Source organism: Sphingomonas sp. ID0503 (assembly GCF_048565625.1).
GTDB lineage: Bacteria > Pseudomonadota > Alphaproteobacteria > Sphingomonadales > Sphingomonadaceae > JBLZUR01.
The window spans coordinates 3,325,623-3,342,961 of record NZ_JBLZUR010000002.1 but is presented as its reverse complement, the minus strand read 5'-3'; the positions used below and the strand labels follow the sequence as shown (position 1 = coordinate 3,342,961).

The following is a 17,339-nucleotide window of genomic DNA, read 5'->3' as shown; positions in this document are numbered from 1 at the left end:
GGCGCGAGCGGCGAGGCGAAGCGATCAGTTCGGCACGAACCCGTCGTCTTCGTCGAAGAGCGAGTTGGAAGGCGTGGCCGCGGTCGAACGCTGCGTGATCTGCTCGTCGAGCGGGGGCGCGGCGCGCTTCCGGCGCTTTGGCGGCAGGACAAGGGGCGCAGGTTCGTCCGCCGCCTTCCGAACCTTGCGCGAGTCGGTCAAAGCGCGTCGCAAAAGGTTCTCGGTTACATTCGTCCGCAGCATCCACTCGCGAACCTGCGGGTTCGCGAGGATCGCCGGCAGCCGGGCGGTGTCGCACTTGTCCAGCAGCGCTGCGATCATCTGAGCGGCCGCGACGCCCGGCACGTTGTCGGAAGTCTCGGCTTTGGCGAGCAACTCGCCAATCATTGAGCCAAACTCGCTATGGTTCACATGACGTCTCCTTCACGCGAGCGAAAAGCCACTCGCGGCCGGAGACTGGGCGACTCGCGTCCATCGCGCTCGGGGGGTGACCTGCGATTAATTAAGCGGATCGCAAGCGATCGACGTCAGACCCTCCCTCAGGAACGAGGGAGTCACGATGAAGCATGAGTCAATCGAACCGCGGAGTGGGATACAGCCGAGCCTCGACTTGAGCGTCGAAGGAGTGTTGCGCTCGCTGCCAGTTGAGCAGCATCGCGCGATGTTTGAAAATATGACGCGCGAAGAGTTCGAGGCTCGACTGTTCAGCTTTCTCGACATCGAAACGCTGCCCGTCGGCCACTTTCTGGACCATCGGGTGACGATGCCTGCGGAGCGAGCAGAGTGGTTGATCGCTCAGCCGCCCACCGCCATCGCCGCGTATTGTAGGAAGATGCTCTGTTCTGTGGATCACTCCCACGCCGCGGACCTCGTGGCGTCTGCGCTTAAGCTGGACATGCCCGCATACGCGTCCCGCGCACGCACGCTTGCTGAGAATCACCGCCCCTTTGCTCTCTTCTGCTTACGCGGGCTGCTTGGCGATGCCGAAGCTCTGATCGCCACATTCCATGCGGATTTTCAGCTTTTGAACGAGCATCTGATCGACAGCGCTATCATTTGGGGTGCTCTCGAGGAGCAGCTCGTCGCGCTCCGTCTGAAGCGCATAGCCGAATATCACTCCGAGCAGGTGGGAGGTTCCGGCGACACACTCGGGTCCGTTCTGACCGTAACCAAGGCAATGACCAAGGCGCTATTGTATGCCGAGCGACGCCTCGGTGAAGGACCGAAGGCGGGTCGTCGACCCAAGCTGTTTGCTGATCTCAAGGAGGAGGCCGAGGCGCTCCACGAGCGGTTCAAGTCGGCGTACCCGCACGTGTCTGAAGATCAGCTGGAGACATTGCTTGCGTCAACGCTGACCATCCTTGTCGACCTCTTTCAGATCAGCCCGGATATGTTCGCGCTGGACGAGAGCGAGGCTGCGTCCGCAGCACGCACCCGCATATCGACCGCCTGGACTGGGTTTTCTGGAGGAGAACAGCTTGCCTTCGCGAGCATCCGCGTGATCAGCTACATGCGGAAACTGCGAAAGCGGGGTCGACACGGCGGCCTCAGTCAAATCGCTCGCAATTGGCTGGCAGACCCTTTGCCACCTCGTTCCGACCGAGATGTAGAGATGCTCCTCTTTGTCAATCGCGCGGCCGTATGGCACCCGGGTGGCACGGAGAACGCGCTCGACGCCCGTGGTAAAGAGGTCGATCTACGCAGCCTTTTGAAGACCTACCACGAGGACGCCAGAACGGCGGGCGAGGACCTGATCAAGACGGTTCGGGAGGAGCATCGGAGGCTTTTTTCGCGTCCTCCGATCGGCGCCGACCTGATCGCCTCACAGCTCTTCGACATTCTTCCTGATTACCGCTTTCGAATTACGACGGTGTTGCCCCCCACGCCCGGCAGCGTCGTCCTCGGTAGCACGACGCATGCCCAGCTTCCCAAGCAAGTCACCGAGTACCGCATCCAGAAAAAAGGCGGGGGATCCGGCGATCGCACGTCAGGCAGAGGCTCTGTGTGACGCCCTGCTCGAGCGGCTGCAGGCCGATGAGACGTTCATCGCGCTCGTGTCGGCGGCAGTTGCTGCCCAGCGCCACGCTTCAGATGTGAGCGCTTTGATCGCCCTCGAAGAGGTCGAGCGGCTGACAGGTATCAAAAAATCGAAGATCTATCAGCTCGTACGCGAGGCAAGGTTTCCCGCGCCCTATAAACCAGGCGGCGCATCGACGCGCTGGAGTCGCGCCGAGGTGGTCGCCTGGTGCGCAGGTCAGCGCACCGTAGATGCGCAGACTTCGGTGCGCGCCTAGCCGTGTCCCGGCCCGGTCGCCGCCCAGCGCATCGGGCCGCCGACCAATGCAACTGCCGGCCAGAAGTCGGCGAGCAACATGTCCGCCCACTGCTGAGCCAGCGCGCGCCGCCGGGCCATGTGCGCGGCCCGATTGTAGGCCATCTCGGCTGATGAGACTGCAGTCCGGCGATCGTCACCCCGAGCGCGATCGCTCGGCGTGTGCGCAAGCATCATATCGATGACATGCCTATCGCCATCCTGCCGCAGATTGGCCGGACGCTCGTTCATGATTGTCGAGAAGGCGGCGCGGAAACCGTGTGGTACATGCCGCTGATGATAACCTGCCCGAATGAGCAGTGCGCGTAGCGTATTCTCGCTCATCTGCCGGTGAACGTGCCGATCGCTTGTGAAGCAAAACGTATAGCGACCGGTGAGCCGCCGCAGCGCGACAAGGACATCAACCGCCTGCCAGGCGAGTGGCACCAGATGATCGTGCCGTGCGCTATCCTTCTTCTGTTTGTCGCCCTTCATTCGGCCTGTCGGGATAACCCAAAGAGGCTCATTGCCATCTAAATCGCGGAACTCGTCCCACTTGGCGCCCGCTAACTCACCGGGCCTGACGGCGGTTAGCGCGAGAAAACGAAGAGCCAGCTTTGTCGTCGCCCGGCACCGCTCAGCTTCACAGTCGATCAGAAGCTGGCGGATCGCTGTCAGTCGCTCGTCCTGGTCAAGCAGCCCGTCGACAATCGACGGCTGCGGCGTTGCGCGAGGAATCGGCGCGAGGATCGACCCTAAGCTCGCTGCAACATCAGTGTCACAAGCGCCCAGCGCGATGCCGTACACGAAGACGGCCGAGATCCTTTGCCGCAGTCGATGTGCAGTTTCGATCGCGCCTCGTCGCTCCACCGCCCTGAGTGTGTCGAGCACATCGCGGCTCGCGATTGCGGTTATCGCGGTGCCGCCCAGGCTCGGTAGTACGTCCCGTTCCAAACTCGTCAAAACGTCGGCCGCATGAACAGCAGACCAGCGGCCATTGTGGCTCTTGGTCCAATGTTCCGCCTGAGAAGCAGACCACCGGCCGCCATGAGCATCTGCCCACTCGGCAAGCCTTCCGAGTGACCATCCGCTATTCAGCTCGAACCACTCCTCGGCCACTGCTCGGAACGTGTTACGCCGCACTACATCGTCCGCTTGCTCTGCTCGCCGGCGTTCCACAGCGGGATCAAGACCCTTCGCGAGGATCGACTTTGCGCGGTCACGCGCTTCGCGAGCCTCAGCGAGAGAGACCGCCGGGTATGAGCCGAAGCTCAACGTCTTCTGGAGCGGCTTGCCTTTGTCGTTCCTGCCGAACGTGTAGTTCATTCGCCAATGGCGCCCGCCACTCGGCGTCACCTGGAGATAGAGCTGGCCAGAATCACCCAGCCGGTATGGTTTGTCGGCGGGCTTTGCCGCGCGTATTTTCGTGTCGTTCAACATGGTACTTTTCGATACCATGCGCTCTCTTACCGATACCATAATCGGTGCCATGCAACGCCGTGGATGCCTGTGGAACTGGGCGCACGTCAGCGGAAGTGTCATCCATTACAACCGCAGCGATTACAGATGCTTACGGAACCCTATGAACCACTGTGGAAGCAGTATTGGCGGAGACGGAGGGATTCGAACCCTCGGTACGGTCTCCCGTACGACGCTTTAGCAAAGCGTTGGTTTCAGCCACTCACCCACGTCTCCAGGCCTGGCTGCCGGTGCGTATAGCTGGGGCGAGTTCCCGGTGCAACGCGGTGATGCGGCTTTCCGTTCGCACCGGTGAAGCGCTAGAATGCGGCCATGAGCGCACCCCAGATGCTGAGCCGGGCGGGCGAGCCGGCGATCGCCTATCGTTTTCGCGACGGTCAGGGGCCGGCGGTCCTGTTCCTGCCGGGGTACAAGTCCGACATGCTGGGCAGCAAGGCGGTGGCGCTGGACGAATGGGCGGCGCGGACCGGCCGTCCCCTCCTCCGCCTCGACTATTCGGGATGCGGTGAAAGCGAGGGTGCGTTCGAGGACGGCACGCTGGCCCGCTGGCGGGACGAAGTGCTGGCGCTGGTCGACGCCACAGAGGGTCCGCTGCTGCTGGTCGGATCGTCGATGGGCGGGTGGCTGATGCTGCTGGTGGCGCTCGCCCGGCCGGAGAGGGTGAAGGCGATGGTCGGGATCGCCGCCGCGCCGGACTTCACCGACTGGGGTTTCACCCAGGAGGAGAAGATGACGATCCTGCGCGAGGGACGGATCGCCCGGCCCTCCGACTATGGCGAGCCGTTGGTGACCACCCGCGCCTTCTGGCAGAGCGGCGAGGCGGCGCGCATGCTGCAACGGACGATCCCGCTTCATTGCCCGGTTCGCCTGTTGCAAGGGCAGCGCGACCCCGACGTGCCCTGGGCGACGGCGCTGCATCTGGCGGAGCGGCTCGGTTCAGCCGATGTGCAGGTGACCCTGGTCAAGGACGGCGACCATCGCCTGTCGCGGCCGCAGGACATCGCCCTGCTGATCGCGACGGTCGAGCGCCTGCTGGAGGCCCTGTGATCCCGTTCCTGTTGATGACGCTGGCGGACATCAGCCAGCCCTTGCCCCCACCCGACCGCCTGCGCGGATGCCTGATGCGGGCGGAGAGCGATCCGGCCAAGGCGGCCGAGGAAGCGACGGAGTGGAAGGCGAAGGGCGGCGGCATCGATGCGCTGCGTTGCCTGGGTACGGCGGAGACCAACCGCGGACAGTTCCCGGCTGCGGCGGCGGCATTCGAGAGCGCGGCCGATCTCGCCGAGAAGGCGCAGCCAGCCAATGCGCCGGTGTTCTGGACGGCGGCGGGCAATGCGGCGCTGGCGGCGGGTGAGGCGGGGCGCGCCCGCACGCTGCTGACCAAGGCACTGGACCATGAGAGCCTCGCCGGCCCCTTTCGCGGCGAGACGCTGCTCGATCGGGGACGGGCCGATGTGCAGGCGGGCGACCCGACGGGCGCGCGGGCTGACATCGACGAGGCGCTGAAGCTTGTGCCGGAGGACCCGATGGCCTGGCTGCTGTCGGCAACGCTTGCTCGCCGGCAGGGTGAGGCGGAGCGGGCGGAAAAGGACATCGCCGAGGCCGTGCGCCTGGCACCCGATGCGGCGCAGGTGGCGCTGGAGGCCGGCAATGTCGCGGCGATGATCGGCGCGGACGATGCGGCGCGGGTCGCCTGGACCCGCGCGGTCGCCGCCGATCCGAGCGGTGAGGCGGGACGCGCGGCGCAGCGGGCGCTCGCCGGGCTGGACACATCGGCGAAGGAGGCGGAACCGAAATGAAGTATCTCCACACCATGATCCGGGTGTCGGACCCGGACGAGACCATGCGCTTCTTCGAACTGCTCGGCCTGAAGGAGGTGCGGCGGTTCGATAGCGAGGCGGGGCGGTATACGCTCATCTATATGGCCGCGCCGGGCGACGAGGACGCGCAGGTGGAACTGACGCATAACTGGGACGAGAAGGGCTATGACGGCGGCCGCAATTTCGGCCATCTCGCCTATCGCGTGGACGACATCTACGCCGTCTGCCAGCGGCTGATGGATGCGGGCGTGACGATCAACCGGCCGCCGCGCGACGGCTGGATGGCGTTCGTCCGCACGCCCGATAACATCTCGATCGAGCTGCTGCAGGCGGGCGAACGGCTCGCACCCGCCGAACCCTGGGCCTCGATGCCGAATACGGGCAGCTGGTAACGGGCGATGAGCTGGCGCGAACGGCGGTTCATGGACCTGACCGGCGCGACTGTGCCGATCGTCCAGGCACCGATGGCGGGCGCGGGTGGGGTCGATCTGGCGGGAGCGGCGATACGTGGTGGCGCGGTCGGGTCGCTGCCCGCCGCGATGCTGACGCCTGAGGAATTGGGGGGACAGATCGAGGCGGTTCGCGCGGCGGCGAGCGGGCCGCTGAACGTCAACTTCTTCGCGCACCGACAGGTGCCTGTGCCGGATACGGCCGGCTGGGAAGCAGCGCTCGCGCCTTATTATGACGAGCGGGGTATCGCGCCGCCGAGCGCAATGGGCGCGGCGCGCAGGCCGTTCGACGAAGCGATGTGCGGGGTGGTCGAGCTGCTGCGGCCGGCGATCGTCAGCTTTCACTTCGGACTGCCGGAGGACGCGCTGCTCGATCGGGTGAAAGCAAGCGGCGCGGTGGTGCTGGGCAACGCCACCACCGTCGAGGAGGCGCGCTGGCTGGCGGTGCGCGGTGTCGATGCGATCATCGGGCAAGGGTTCGAAGCGGGCGGTCACGCGGGGCGGTTTCTGCCCGGATCACGACCCGAGGCGCAGATGGGGACCCTCGCGCTGGTGCCGCAGATCGTGGACGCGGTCGACGTGCCGGTGATCGCGGCGGGCGGGATCGGCGATGCGCGGGGGATCGCGGCGGCGCTGATGCTGGGCGCCTCGGCGGTGCAGATCGGCACCGCATATCTGCATTGTCCCGAGAGCCTGATCTCCGTCCAGCACCGCCGCCTCCTGACCGAGGATGCGGCGGAGGAGACGGTGTTCACCAACCTGTTCAGCGGTGCGCTGGCGCGCGGGCTGCAGAACCGGCTGGTGGCGGAGCTTGGGCCGGTGTCGCCGATCGCCCCGTCTTTTCCATATGCCTCGGCGGCGCTCTCCGGTCTGCGCAAGGATGCGGAGGCACGGGGTGACGTCGGCTTCTCGCCGCTCTGGGCAGGGCAGGGCGCGCGGCTGGGGCGAGCGCTGCGCGCACAGGCGCTGACGGAGGTGCTGGCGGCGGAGGCACTCGCGCTGATAGAAGGCGGGCGATGACGATCGAGATCGCCCGCGTCCCCGTCCTGTCCGACAATTATGTCTGGCTGCTCCACGATGCCGCGAGCGGCGAGACCGTAGCGGTCGATCCCGCGGTAGCGGCCCCGGTGCTGGAGGCAGCGGAGGCGCGCGGCTGGCGGATCACGCAGATCTGGAACACGCACTGGCACCCCGATCACACCGGCGGCAATGCCGAGATCAAGGCGGCGACCGGCTGTACGATCACCGGCCCGGCGGGTGAAGCAGCGAATATCCCGACGCTCGACGTGCGGGTGAAGGAGGGCGATCGCATGGCGATCGGCGCGGTCGAAGCGATCGTGCTGGAAGTGCCGGCGCATACCGGCGGGCACATCGCCTATCACTTGCCTAGTGAGGGCGTGGTGTTCGTCGGCGACACCTTGTTCGCGATGGGGTGCGGGCGTCTGTTCGAGGGAACCGCAGCGCAGATGTTCGCGAATATGCAGCGTCTGGCCGCGCTGCCGCCCGAGACGCGGGTCTATTGCGCGCACGAATACACCCTGTCCAACGGCCGCTATGCGCTCCATGCCGAGCCGGAGAACGCAACCGTCGTCGCCCGTATGGCGGAGGTCGAGCGGCTGCGCGCGGCGGGTGAGCCGACGGTGCCGACGACGATTGCGCTGGAACTGGCGACCAATCCATTCATGCGCGCCGGTGACGTCGATACGCTGGCGAGGCGAAGGGCGGAGAAGGACAGCTTCTGAGCGCTGGCAGGCGGGTCGCTCACCGCTCGGTGTTCGGTCCCGCGCCGACGGGAGACGGTCATCCTCAACGAAGCGAAACCGGGCGAACCGTTCGGCTCGAGCAACGAGGGTGTGACGCGGGTGAGCCCGGCACAAGGCCGGGGTGACGAGTGCTCAGATGAGTTCCTGCAACGCCAAAAGCTGCAGCAAGGCCTTGCGGGCCGCAAGTGCCGGCGTCCTGAACAGGGACGAAGCAAGATCAGCGGGAGTCACATCCTCCGGCCATTCCGCCGCGATTACCGCCGCGACGCGGTCGAGCTTCTCCGCGTCGACCAGAAAGCGCGGGTCGATCGTCGCGGAGTCGGCCACGACGCGGAGGCGGAGGCAGGCGGGGCCGCCGCCATTGGCCATGGACTGGCGGACGTCGACCGGCACCAGGCGGCGGATCGGGCCGTTGCCGGCGATCATCTCCTCCAGCCAGCCCCAGACGCCGGGCACTTCCTTGGCGTCGGTGGGGAGGACGAGGGCCATTCCTCCTTCCGGCAGGGTCACGAGCTGCGCGTTGAACAGGTAGCTGCGGATCGCCGCTTCGAGAGAGATGCGGGAGGCGGGGACCTCGACGATCTGGACCTCGGGCAGTTTGGCGCGGAGGTCGGCGTAAAAGCCCTGGCTGTCGGCGAACGCCTGTTCGTGGGTGAAGAGGACGCCTTCGTTCGCGACCGCCACGACATCGTTGTGGAAGGCGCCGGCGGCGATCGCCTCTTCCGATTGCTGGACCAGCATGACGCGCGCGGGATCGAGGCGGTGGAGGCGGGCGACGGCGGCGGAGGCTTGCGCGTGCTGTCGCGCGGGGAAGGCGCCGCCCGCCTTGCCGTAGACGAAGACCTCGATGCCGGGCGCGCCGTGGGATGCGGTCAGGCGCATGTGGTTAGCCGCGCCCTCGTCGCCGAAGGGCGGCGGCACCGGATCGTGGACGGCGAAGTGGCGGCTATCGGCGAAGGCGAGGCGGAGCTGCGCCAATGTCTCGGGCCATTCGTGGCTGCGATGGGGCATGGTCGCGAGATTGGCGACGGTCAGGTGGCAGCGGCCGTCGCCCGTATCGGGCGCGGGGGAGACGGTCGCCGCGTTGGCGGCCCACATCGGCGAGGCGGAGCAGGCATTGGCCAGCAGCGTCGGGTCGGCGCTCTCGACCGTCGCGCCGAGACGGGCGAGCCAGGTTTCGTTCGGGCGGCGATGGGGCAGCAGGATGCCCTGGGCGAGACCGAGAGCGAGATTGCTGCGCATCTTCTCGATCCCCTGCAGCGCCGCCGCGCGGGGATGGGCCACCGCGCCGGCATTGCGGGCCGAGGCGAGGTTGCCGAGCGAGAGGCCGGCATAGTTGTGGGTCGGCCCGACGATGCCGTCGAAGTTGATCTCCACGAGCGGCATCGTCAGCGTTCCTCGAGCCAGAGCACGTCGTCGCCCTCCTTCAGCTTCATCCCGGTGGCGGTGTCGCGATCGACGGCGATACCGCCATAGCGTTCGACGGCGATGGCGAAGGCGACGCTGAAGTCGTCGCACCCGCCGCGCGCGATCAGGCTCCTGCGACCGGCAGGGTCCAGGTCGGTTCCGGAAACCTTCACCGCCCGCGCCTTGCGGATCGAGCGGATGCGGTCGGTCTCGGCGGTGACGGTCGGGCCGCCGTCGAAGATGTCGACATAGCGGTCGAAGACGAAGCCCTCGTTTTCGAGCATCCGCATCGCCGCCCGGCCACTGGCATGGGGGTGGCCGATCACCGCGCGCGCGCTTTCCGGCAGCATGGCGGTGTAGATCGGGTGCTTGGGCATCAGGTCCGCGATGAACTGGTGGCCGTGGATGGCGTTGAAATCGTCCGCCTCCCTGAAGGTCATGCCGAAGAACTTTGCGCCGAGGCCATCCCAGAAGGGCGAGGTGCCGGCATCGTTGATGACACCACGCAGTTCGGCGATCGTGCGATCGGCGAACCGCTCCCGATTGCGGCGGATTAAGAGGTAGCGGCTGCGCGCGAGGAGGAGGCCAAGGCCCCCCGCCCGCTCCGCCGGATGGAGGAACAACCCGCCGACTTCACTCGCGCCTTCGAGGTCGGTGGAGAGGGTCAGCATCTCGGCGCGGAAGGTGCGCCCGAGCTCGCGCGAGGTCTGGCTGAGCGCGCCGATGCGGTAGGAGTAGAAGGGCACGCGCGCGCCGACGCGGGCGAAGACCTGCGCGGTGCCACGGACATGGCCGGTCGCCACCTCCTCCAGCACGAGGAGGAAGAGGTCGTCGCCGGGTTCCTCATGCTCATGGCGGAAGCTGACGAGCGAGCGGTCGAGCTTGCCAACCAGCGCGTGGCGATCTGCGGGCAGGTTGGTAAAGCCGCCGCCGGTGAGCTTGGCGAGTTCATACAGCGCGTCGATGTCGTCGGCGCGGGCGGGTCGGACGATGTGGGTGCCGGGCGGGGTCATGGGCGGCCGTGCTCGGCGATGCGGAGGAGGACGAGGGCGGAGAGTCGCGCGCGTTCGGCGAGACTGTTGGTGATCAGGAACTCGTCGGAGGAGTGGATCGCGCCGCCGCGTGGTCCCATCGTGTCGACCACCGGCACGCCGCATGCGGCGATGTTGTTGCCATCGCAGACGCCGCCGGTCGCCTTCCAGGCGATGGGGATGCCGAGTTGCGCGCCGCAATCGCGGACGAGGCCAAAGAGGCGTTCGGCCGGGGCGTCGAGCGGTTTCGGCGGGCGATTGAAGCCGCCATGCGTGTGGATGTGGACGTCGCGGGCGGCGGTGACGGCGGCGACGGCGGCGGCGATCTCCGCTTGCGCGAAGGCCTGCAGTTCGGGGGTGAGCGGGCGGAGGTTGGCGCGGAGGATCGCCATGTCGGGCACGATGTTGTTCGGCCCGCCGCCGTCGATCTTCGCCGGGTTGACGCTGAGACCGTCGCGGCGGAGCGCGTCGAGGCGGAGGGCGAGGTCGGCGGCGGCGAGGAGCGCGTTGCGGCCATCCTCTGGATTGCGGCCGGCATGGGCGGCGCGGCCGTGGATGACGAAGGAGAAATTGCCGCTGCCCGGCCGCGCCCCGGCGAGCGTTCCGTCGGCGAGCGCGGGTTCGTAGGTGAGCGCCGCCGCCTTGCCGCGCGCGAGTTCGGCGATCACCGGGGCGGAACCGAGCGAGCCGACCTCCTCGTCGCTGTTGATCATCACGTCATAACCGAGACGGGGGGCGAGCGGGCTCGTCTCGACCGCCGTGAGTGCGGCGAGGATGACGGCGACGCCGCCCTTCATGTCCGCCGTGCCGGGGCCGTTGAGGACGCCGGGCTCACGCCAGCGTAGCGTTTGGAACGGGTGATCGGGGGGAAGACGGTGTCCATATGGCCGGTCAGGAGGACTCGGACGGGTGCGTCGGGGCGGACCGAGAGGACGAGGTTGCGGCCGTGTTCGATGGTCGAGGTGGTGCCGTCTGCGGCTACGGCGTCTACGGGTGCCGGTTCGCGGAGGGTGATCTCGCCGGGTAAGGCGGAGAACGCATCCGCCAGCTTGCCGGCTACCGCGGCAAGGCCGGGGAGGTTGCGGGAGCCGCTGTTCTGGGCAGCCCAGTCCTCGACATGGGACAGCATCGGCTGGTCTGCGGCGGTTTCGAGCGCGGCGTGGTCTGCGCTGGTGAGGGTCATGTTTGGAGGTTAGGCGCAGTTTTACGACAGCACCACTCCGCCGTTCGCGACGGCACCGTTCGGCCTTTCACGACAGCACCGCTCGGCCGTTCGCCCTGAGCTTGTCGAAGGGCCAGTGCCCGCCGTCTGACTGGCGCTTCGACAGGCTCAGCGCGAAGGGAGGTGGGTGGCGGGAACGGACGCTAGAAGCTGTAGATGAAGGTGACGCGGCTTGTGGTATCGAGCGGGTCCGTCCCCTCGGGCGGATCCTTTTCGTATTTCACGTCGTAGGAGAGCCGGGCCTTCACCGCGCCGATCAGCCGGGTATCGAACGCGGTCGTCGCGAGCGCGCTGATGCCGCCGTCCTCGAAGAACGCGGAGCTGTTGTGGGTGAAGCCGAGCGTCGGGGTGATCTGCCAGCGGGCGTCGATCGAGCCGCGGCCGGCGAGCGTGGTCTTGCTCGGTTCGTCGGTGAAGTTGGTGCGGCGGACGGCAGGGCCGCCGGTCACCTCGACGCGCGCCGAAGGGCTCGCGACCACCGCATAGCCGATGCCCGCGCCGCCCGTGTAGCGGCTCGAATAGCCGAGGATCGGGTCGCGGTCGTATTGCGCCAGGCCTGCGACGAAGAGGCGGTCGGAGAGCTTGTACTTGGGCTCGTAGGCGGCGATCGCGCGCTCGGTGGTGGTCTCGCCTTCGGTGCGGAGATATTCCAGACGGCCGGTCAGCTTGTGGTCCCATTTGCGACCGGCTTTCACGACGCGGAACGCGCCATAGGCACCGACGGTGTTGGCATTGCCGGTGGAGCGGCTGGCGCCCAGCTCGATCTCGCCATCCAACTTCTGCAGGAAGGTACTATCCGCTTCCCTCACGACGTTGTTCTTGTCGAGGACGAGTTGGCGCGCCTGAACGAGCTGGTCGATCTCCGATGCGTCATTGGGGTTGGTGGCCTTCGCCGCGCGCACCACCGCGTTCACCGACGACTGATCGCCGGTCATGAAGGCGCTCTCGATCATCGCGCGGACCGGCGCCGGCAGGATCGCGACGGCCGGTGTCGAGACCGACAGCGCTGGCAGGAGGGCGAGAGCTGGGAGCGATCGGCGCATGTCGGTCGTCCTGAAAACTAAAGGAAAGCGGCGAATTCCTTTAGCACGTCCTGATATAAACGGCGCTTGAACGGGACGATCATGTCGGGAAGATCGCTCGGTTCGGCCCATTTCCAGGCGCGGAACTCGGGATGCGCGGTCTCGAGGTTGATGTCCTCATCGCGGCCGAGGAAGCGGCAGAGGTACCAGGTCTGGCGCTGGCCGCGGTACCGGCCCTTCCACAGCTTGCCGACGAGATCCTCGGGCAGATCGTAGAGCAGCTCCTGCGCGGCGCAGGCGATGACCTCCACCTGATCGGCGCGAATGCCGGTCTCCTCCTCCAGTTCGCGGAGCGCGCCGGCGCGGGCGTCCTCGCCGGGATCGAGCCCGCCCTGGGGCATCTGCCAAGCCTCCAGCGTGTTATCGATGCGCTGGGCGACGAAGACCTTGTTCTCGGCATTGAGCAGCATGACGCCGGCGGCGGGGCGGTAGGGGAGATCGGTCATCGCGCCGCTCTACGCTGGGGCGGCGGCGTTGCAAGGGGTGGGCGAGCGGCTATGGTCCGGCACCCCTTCCGGAGAACCGCATGTTCCGCCCCGCTCTGACCGCCATCATGATCGCGACCGCCCTCCCCGCCTTTGCCGCCGTGCCGCAGAAGGATGCCGACGAGGCGCTGGACATCCTGAAGCGGGGCATCGCGTTTCGGACGGTGGAGGGGCAGACGGACCAGTTCACCGGTTACGCCGCCTATCTGAAGAGCGTGCTGACGGCGGCGGGCTTTGCCGAGGGCGACGTGACGGTGACGCCGATCGGGGGAGCGGTGACGCTGGTGGCGCGCTATGCCGGTACGGACGCGACGGCCAAGCCGATCGTGCTGTCCGGCCATATGGATGTGGTCGAGGCGAAGCGGGCGGATTGGGAGCGGGACCCGTTCGTGCCGGTGGTCGAGGGCGGCTATGTGTACGGGCGCGGATCGCTCGACAACAAATACGACGTGTTGATGATGGTGGAGGCGCTGGTCCGCCTGAAGCGCGCGGGGTTCAAGCCGCGCCGCGACCTGATCCTCGCTTTATCCGGCGACGAGGAGACCGGCATGGTGACGTCCTCCGCCCTCGCCGAACAGTTCCGGGGGAAGGCGGAGATGGTGTTGAACGGCGATGCGGGCGGCGGCACCTTGGGCGCGGACGGCAAGCCTTTGGTCTACGCACTGCAGGCGGGCGAGAAGACCTATGCCGATTTCGACATCTCGATCGCCGACGAGGGCGGCCATTCCAGCCGTCCAGGTGCGAGCAACGCGATCTACAGCCTCGCCAAGGTGATCGACCGCATTGCCGCTTTTCAGTTCCCGCCGCAGTCGAACGAACTGACCCGCACCTTTTTCAACGCCAGCGCCAAGCGGGCGGAGCCGAAGCTGGCGGCAGCGATGCGCGCCTTTGCCGCCAATCCGGAAGACGCGGGCGCGGCGGCGACGCTGTCGGCCAATCCGGAATATGTCGGACAGGTCCGCACCACCTGCGTCGCGACGATGCTGAACGGCGGACATGCCCACAACGCCCTGCCGCAGAAGGCGACGGTATCGGTCAACTGCCGCATCTTCCCGGGCGTGGCGATCGACACCGTGAAGGCGAAGCTGCTTGAGGTCGCGGGCGACCCGAAGGCGGTAATCACCACGCTCGACAAGCCGACGGCCAGCGACGCCTCGCCACTGCGGCCGGACGTGATGGCGGCGGTGAAGAAGGCGGTCGCGGCGCGCTATCCGGGGCTGGAGGTGGTGCCGCAGATGTCAGCCGGAGCCACCGACAGCCTGTATTTCCGGGCGGCGGGCCTGCCGAGCTATGGCGTCGGCACGGTGTTCCTGAAGCCCGAGGACGATTTCTCGCACGGGCTGAACGAGCGGGTGCCGGTGGCGGGGATCGCCGGATCGCTGGCGCAGTGGGACAGCGTGCTAAGGAAGTTGGGACGGTAGAGCTGGCATCCTCCCCCGGAGGGGGAGGGGGACCGCTCGAGAAGCGAGTGGTGGAGGGGTAGGTGCCGCAAAAGCGACGTCCGACGCTCGTTGAACCTACCCCTCCACCAGCCTGCGGCTGGTCCCCCTCCCCTTCCAGGGGAGGATCGCAAGGGGTTAAGCCTCGCCGTGCGTCTCGATTAGGGCGGCGGCGAGCGCCTCGGCGGGGGTCTTGCCGCCCCAGAGGACGAACTGGAAGACGGGATAGAAGCGCTCGCACTCGTCCAGCGCGGCATCCACCAGCGTTTCGGCCTGCTCCATCGTCAGCGACGGATCGCCGCCTTCAAGGATCACGGCGTGGCGGAAGAGGAGGATGCCGGACTTCGCCCAGAGTTCGAAATGCCCGACCCAAAGCTGTTCGTTGATGAGGCCGATGGTCTCGTAGATCAGCGCCCGCTTGTCGTCGGCCACGCGGATGTCCGGGAAGCCGAGGAACTGCAGCACGCGGTCGTCATCGCGCCAGACCGCGCGAAGTTCGTACTGGGTCCAGCTGCCCGAGACCGTGGCCACGACCTCGTCATCGCCGACCCGCTCACAGGACCAGCCATGCGCGCCGAAATAGTCTTCGAGCATGTCGATCGGCGCCGAAGGATCGCGTTCGGCCTCATATTCGTCAGCGATCACCGCGTTCCCCCGCGATTGTCACAGGTGAATCGTGACGCGCGCTTGCGCGGTGCGCAAGCAAGATCGCTGCGCCGGCGCAGTTTCCTGTGGATTGTCTTCCCTTCAGACCACCGGGCCGGTGTGGTTATGGCCCGGAGCCCCGCCCGCCGATCCGCCTTCCAGCGCCTCGAGGCGCGCACGAAGAGCGTCCACTTCGTCGCGGGCGGCCGCCGCCATCGCCTTCACCGCCTCGAACTCCTCGCGCGAGACGAAGTCGAGACCGGCGAGGTACTCCTTGATCTTCTCGCGGAAACCCGCCTCGGCCTCGCGGCCCATGCCAGCGAGCGTGCCGGCAGCGCCGTTCATCATCTTGGCGATATCGTCGAAGAAGCGGTTTTCGGACTGCATCGGATAACTCCTTGGTCAGGCTTGATTTGGGGGCGCGATCCTCAGGCCGCAAGATGGGCGGCGAGGAGGTATTCGACATTGCCCTCCGGCCCGGTGATCGGACTCTCCCTGGTTCCTTCGACGCTCCAGCCGGAGGTGGTGAACCAGTCGACGGCGGAGGCGACGGTGCGGGCGCGCACCTCCGCGTCGCGGACGACGCCGCCCTTGCCGACCTCCTGCCGCTCCGCCTCGAACTGCGGCTTCACCAGCACCATCGCGCGTCCGCCCGGGCGGACGAAGGTGAGCGGGGTGGCGAGGACCTTCGAAAGGGCGATGAAGCTGGTGTCGCAGACGATGATGTCGATCGGCTCCGGGACCTGTTCGGCGGTGAGCGCGCGGGCGTTGGTTTGTTCGTGGACGATGACGCGGGAGTCCTGCCGCAGCTTCCAGGCGAGCTGGTTGGTACCGACGTCGATCGCGTAGACCTTCTCGGCGCCCCGGGTGAGCAGCACGTCGGTGAAGCCTCCGGTGGAAGAGCCGATGTCGAGGGCCACCGCACCCGTCACGTCCCAGCCGAAATGGTCAAGGCCGCCGGCCAGCTTGACCCCGCCGCGCGAGACCCAGGGATGGTCCCGGCCTTTCAAGTCTAGCGGTGCATCAGGCGCAAAGGGCTGCCCCGCCTTCTCCACACGGCGGTCGCCGGAATAGACCAGCCCGGCGAGGATCAGCGCCTGCGCGCGGGCGCGGCTTTCTGCGAGCCCCCGTTCGACGACGAGCTGATCGGCGCGGATGCGTTGGGCCATGCGCGCTGCTCTACTTGATGAGCACCGCGATTTCACCCAAGCAGTGAAGATGAAGGTGGAGACGGATTACGGGCGATGGGGCGCGGCGCGGCGGATGAGCGTCGATGCGTTCCTGGCGACCTGTGATCTGCCGGACGGGCTGACGGTGATCGAGCATGGGGTGGTCGAGCTGCCCATGCTGGTCAGCAATCGCGGCGCGCCGGCGACCTTCGTCGGCTTCCATGCGGCGATGAACCCGGCGGTGCGGCGGCCGGTGCCGTTCTTTCAGGGGCGGCAGGTAGCACCGGCGGGTCTCAATTCGATCCTGCTCTGCGACCCGTCGCTCTACCTGCATCCGGCCGTCACGGCGGGATGGTTCCTGGGCAACCGGGAGATGGCCTTGCGGGAGATCCTGCCGCGCGTGCTCGACCATGCCGATGGGTTGATGGGGGCGAAGCGGCGGTTGCTTTGGGGGAACAGCGCGGGGGGTACGGCGGCGCTCGCCTATGGCCGGGCGGAGGATGTGACCGTCACGATCAACCCGCAGACCATCCTGTCGCGGTTCACGCGCGGGCGGACGCGGCCATACATCCGCCATGGCTGGGCGGCGAACGATCGCGATGGTGAAGAGGCGGTGATGGCCGCGATCGGCGATCTGCGTATCTGCCCGCCCAAGGGACGGATCGTCTATGTCCAGAACACCAGCGACGACCATCTCGACCTGCACATGCGTCCGCTCGCTGACGCGATGGGCATGGCGGTGCGTGACGGGGAGCAGGGGCGGTTTCGCGTGATGTTCGGCGATTGGGGGCGCGGGCATATCCCGCCCCCGCCTGCCCAACAGCGACGGATCGTGGAGGGCGAGGCGCGACGGTTGCTGGCAGAGATGGGTGCGCCGGTTGGCTGGGGTGCGCGGGTGCGGGGGTGGCTGGGGCGGTGACCCGGCCCTGTGCCAGCTCCCTCCGCCGTTCGCCCTGAGCCCCTCGGCTCCGCTCGGGACAGGCTTGTCGAACGGCCGGGGAAGACCGTCGCGCTGGCGCTTCGACAGGCTCAGCGCG

Annotated in this window: 18 protein-coding genes, 1 tRNA gene and 1 pseudogene; 9 read left to right on the top strand and 11 right to left on the bottom strand. The window is 67.2% G+C overall.

All coding sequences use genetic code 11. The features are described 5' to 3' along the window. Positions 1-24: 24 nt before the first annotated feature. Entirely contained in the window at positions 25-411 is a 387-nt protein-coding gene (locus tag ACM608_RS17500) for a hypothetical protein (protein ID WP_419684978.1), read from the bottom strand. A gap of 148 nt (positions 412-559) precedes the next feature. Here ACM608_RS17500 and ACM608_RS17495 point away from each other — a divergent pair, with 148 nt between their 5' ends. Together ACM608_RS17495 and ACM608_RS17490 are read left to right on the top strand one after the other, a co-directional pair. Further along, positions 560-2,008, top strand: a complete 1,449-nt coding sequence (locus ACM608_RS17495; RefSeq protein ID WP_419684977.1) for a hypothetical protein — start codon at positions 560-562, stop codon at positions 2,006-2,008. Further along, positions 1,917-2,294: a helix-turn-helix transcriptional regulator gene (locus tag ACM608_RS17490; protein ID WP_419684976.1), complete on the top strand. Its 378-nt coding sequence runs from the start codon at positions 1,917-1,919 to the stop codon at positions 2,292-2,294. Before ACM608_RS17495 ends, ACM608_RS17490 begins: the two co-directional genes overlap by 92 nt. On the opposite strand, the gene ACM608_RS17485 is transcribed toward ACM608_RS17490, so the two are convergent. Further along, the gene (locus tag ACM608_RS17485) at positions 2,291-3,751 is read right to left on the bottom strand and encodes a tyrosine-type recombinase/integrase (RefSeq protein WP_419684975.1); all 1,461 of its coding nucleotides are present in this window, start codon (positions 3,749-3,751) and stop codon (positions 2,291-2,293) included. The genes ACM608_RS17490 and ACM608_RS17485 overlap by 4 nt on opposite strands. A 165-nt stretch (positions 3,752-3,916) precedes the next feature. Continuing rightward, positions 3,917-4,006, bottom strand: a tRNA-Ser gene (locus tag ACM608_RS17480). Between the two features lie 96 nt (positions 4,007-4,102). Between ACM608_RS17480 and ACM608_RS17475 the strand changes: the two genes are divergently transcribed. From ACM608_RS17475 to gloB, 5 genes are read left to right on the top strand one after another with little or no spacing between them, the layout of a single operon-like run. Then, positions 4,103-4,837 (top strand): alpha/beta hydrolase, encoded by a 735-nt coding sequence (locus tag ACM608_RS17475; RefSeq protein ID WP_419684974.1) that lies wholly within the window; start codon positions 4,103-4,105, stop codon positions 4,835-4,837. Beyond that, a complete protein-coding gene (locus tag ACM608_RS17470; protein ID WP_419684973.1) occupies positions 4,834-5,589 on the top strand; it encodes a tetratricopeptide repeat protein in 756 nt (251 codons plus the stop codon). Before ACM608_RS17475 ends, ACM608_RS17470 begins: the two co-directional genes overlap by 4 nt. After that, positions 5,586-6,002 carry a VOC family protein gene (locus tag ACM608_RS17465; protein ID WP_419684972.1) on the top strand — a complete coding sequence of 139 codons (417 nt, stop codon included), beginning with the start codon at positions 5,586-5,588 and terminating at the stop codon, positions 6,000-6,002. Before ACM608_RS17470 ends, ACM608_RS17465 begins: the two co-directional genes overlap by 4 nt. Before the next feature lie 6 nt (positions 6,003-6,008). Beyond that, on the top strand, positions 6,009-7,079 hold the full coding sequence (locus ACM608_RS17460) for an NAD(P)H-dependent flavin oxidoreductase (RefSeq protein WP_419684971.1): 1,071 nt from the start codon (positions 6,009-6,011) through the stop codon (positions 7,077-7,079). Continuing rightward, positions 7,076-7,801: a hydroxyacylglutathione hydrolase gene (gene gloB / locus ACM608_RS17455; RefSeq protein WP_419684970.1), complete on the top strand. Its 726-nt coding sequence runs from the start codon at positions 7,076-7,078 to the stop codon at positions 7,799-7,801. Before ACM608_RS17460 ends, gloB begins: the two co-directional genes overlap by 4 nt. A 153-nt stretch (positions 7,802-7,954) precedes the next feature. Here gloB and ACM608_RS17450 read toward each other — a convergent pair whose 3' ends face one another. The 5 genes and pseudogenes from ACM608_RS17450 to ACM608_RS17430 all read right to left on the bottom strand — a co-directional run bounded on the left by ACM608_RS17450 (position 7,955) and on the right by ACM608_RS17430 (position 13,010). Next, positions 7,955-9,208, bottom strand: coding sequence for an N-succinylarginine dihydrolase (locus tag ACM608_RS17450; protein WP_419684969.1), 1,254 nt, complete (start codon positions 9,206-9,208; stop codon positions 7,955-7,957). A gap of 2 nt (positions 9,209-9,210) precedes the next feature. Beyond that, a complete protein-coding gene (locus ACM608_RS17445) occupies positions 9,211-10,242 on the bottom strand; it encodes an arginine N-succinyltransferase (RefSeq protein WP_419684968.1) in 1,032 nt (343 codons plus the stop codon). Then, a pseudogene (locus tag ACM608_RS17440) lies at positions 10,239-11,443 on the bottom strand (hydrolase). The gene ACM608_RS17445 and the pseudogene ACM608_RS17440 overlap by 4 nt, the downstream one beginning before the upstream one ends. 182 nt (positions 11,444-11,625) lie before the next feature. After that, positions 11,626-12,525 (bottom strand): DUF481 domain-containing protein, encoded by a 900-nt coding sequence (locus ACM608_RS17435; protein ID WP_419684967.1) that lies wholly within the window; start codon positions 12,523-12,525, stop codon positions 11,626-11,628. A gap of 17 nt (positions 12,526-12,542) precedes the next feature. Further along, positions 12,543-13,010, bottom strand: a complete 468-nt coding sequence (locus ACM608_RS17430) for an RNA pyrophosphohydrolase (RefSeq protein ID WP_419684966.1) — start codon at positions 13,008-13,010, stop codon at positions 12,543-12,545. A gap of 80 nt (positions 13,011-13,090) precedes the next feature. Here ACM608_RS17430 and ACM608_RS17425 point away from each other — a divergent pair, with 80 nt between their 5' ends. Beyond that, positions 13,091-14,470 carry a M20/M25/M40 family metallo-hydrolase gene (locus ACM608_RS17425; protein ID WP_419684965.1) on the top strand — a complete coding sequence of 460 codons (1,380 nt, stop codon included), beginning with the start codon at positions 13,091-13,093 and terminating at the stop codon, positions 14,468-14,470. Between the two features lie 156 nt (positions 14,471-14,626). Here ACM608_RS17425 and ACM608_RS17420 read toward each other — a convergent pair whose 3' ends face one another. The 3 genes from ACM608_RS17420 to ACM608_RS17410 all read right to left on the bottom strand — a co-directional run bounded on the left by ACM608_RS17420 (position 14,627) and on the right by ACM608_RS17410 (position 16,302). Then, positions 14,627-15,133: a YbjN domain-containing protein gene (locus tag ACM608_RS17420; RefSeq protein WP_419684964.1), complete on the bottom strand. Its 507-nt coding sequence runs from the start codon at positions 15,131-15,133 to the stop codon at positions 14,627-14,629. Between the two features lie 102 nt (positions 15,134-15,235). Continuing rightward, positions 15,236-15,520, bottom strand: a complete 285-nt coding sequence (locus ACM608_RS17415) for an accessory factor UbiK family protein (protein ID WP_419684963.1) — start codon at positions 15,518-15,520, stop codon at positions 15,236-15,238. Positions 15,521-15,561: 41 nt separating this feature from the next. Further along, the gene (locus tag ACM608_RS17410) at positions 15,562-16,302 is read right to left on the bottom strand and encodes a TlyA family RNA methyltransferase (protein ID WP_419684962.1); all 741 of its coding nucleotides are present in this window, start codon (positions 16,300-16,302) and stop codon (positions 15,562-15,564) included. Here ACM608_RS17410 and ACM608_RS17405 point away from each other — a divergent pair. Then, complete coding sequence (locus ACM608_RS17405) at positions 16,301-17,221, top strand: hypothetical protein (RefSeq protein WP_419684961.1); 921 nt, start codon at positions 16,301-16,303, stop codon at positions 17,219-17,221. The two genes, ACM608_RS17410 and ACM608_RS17405, sit on opposite strands and share 2 nt — an antisense overlap. The last annotated feature ends 118 nt before the right edge of the window (positions 17,222-17,339 follow it).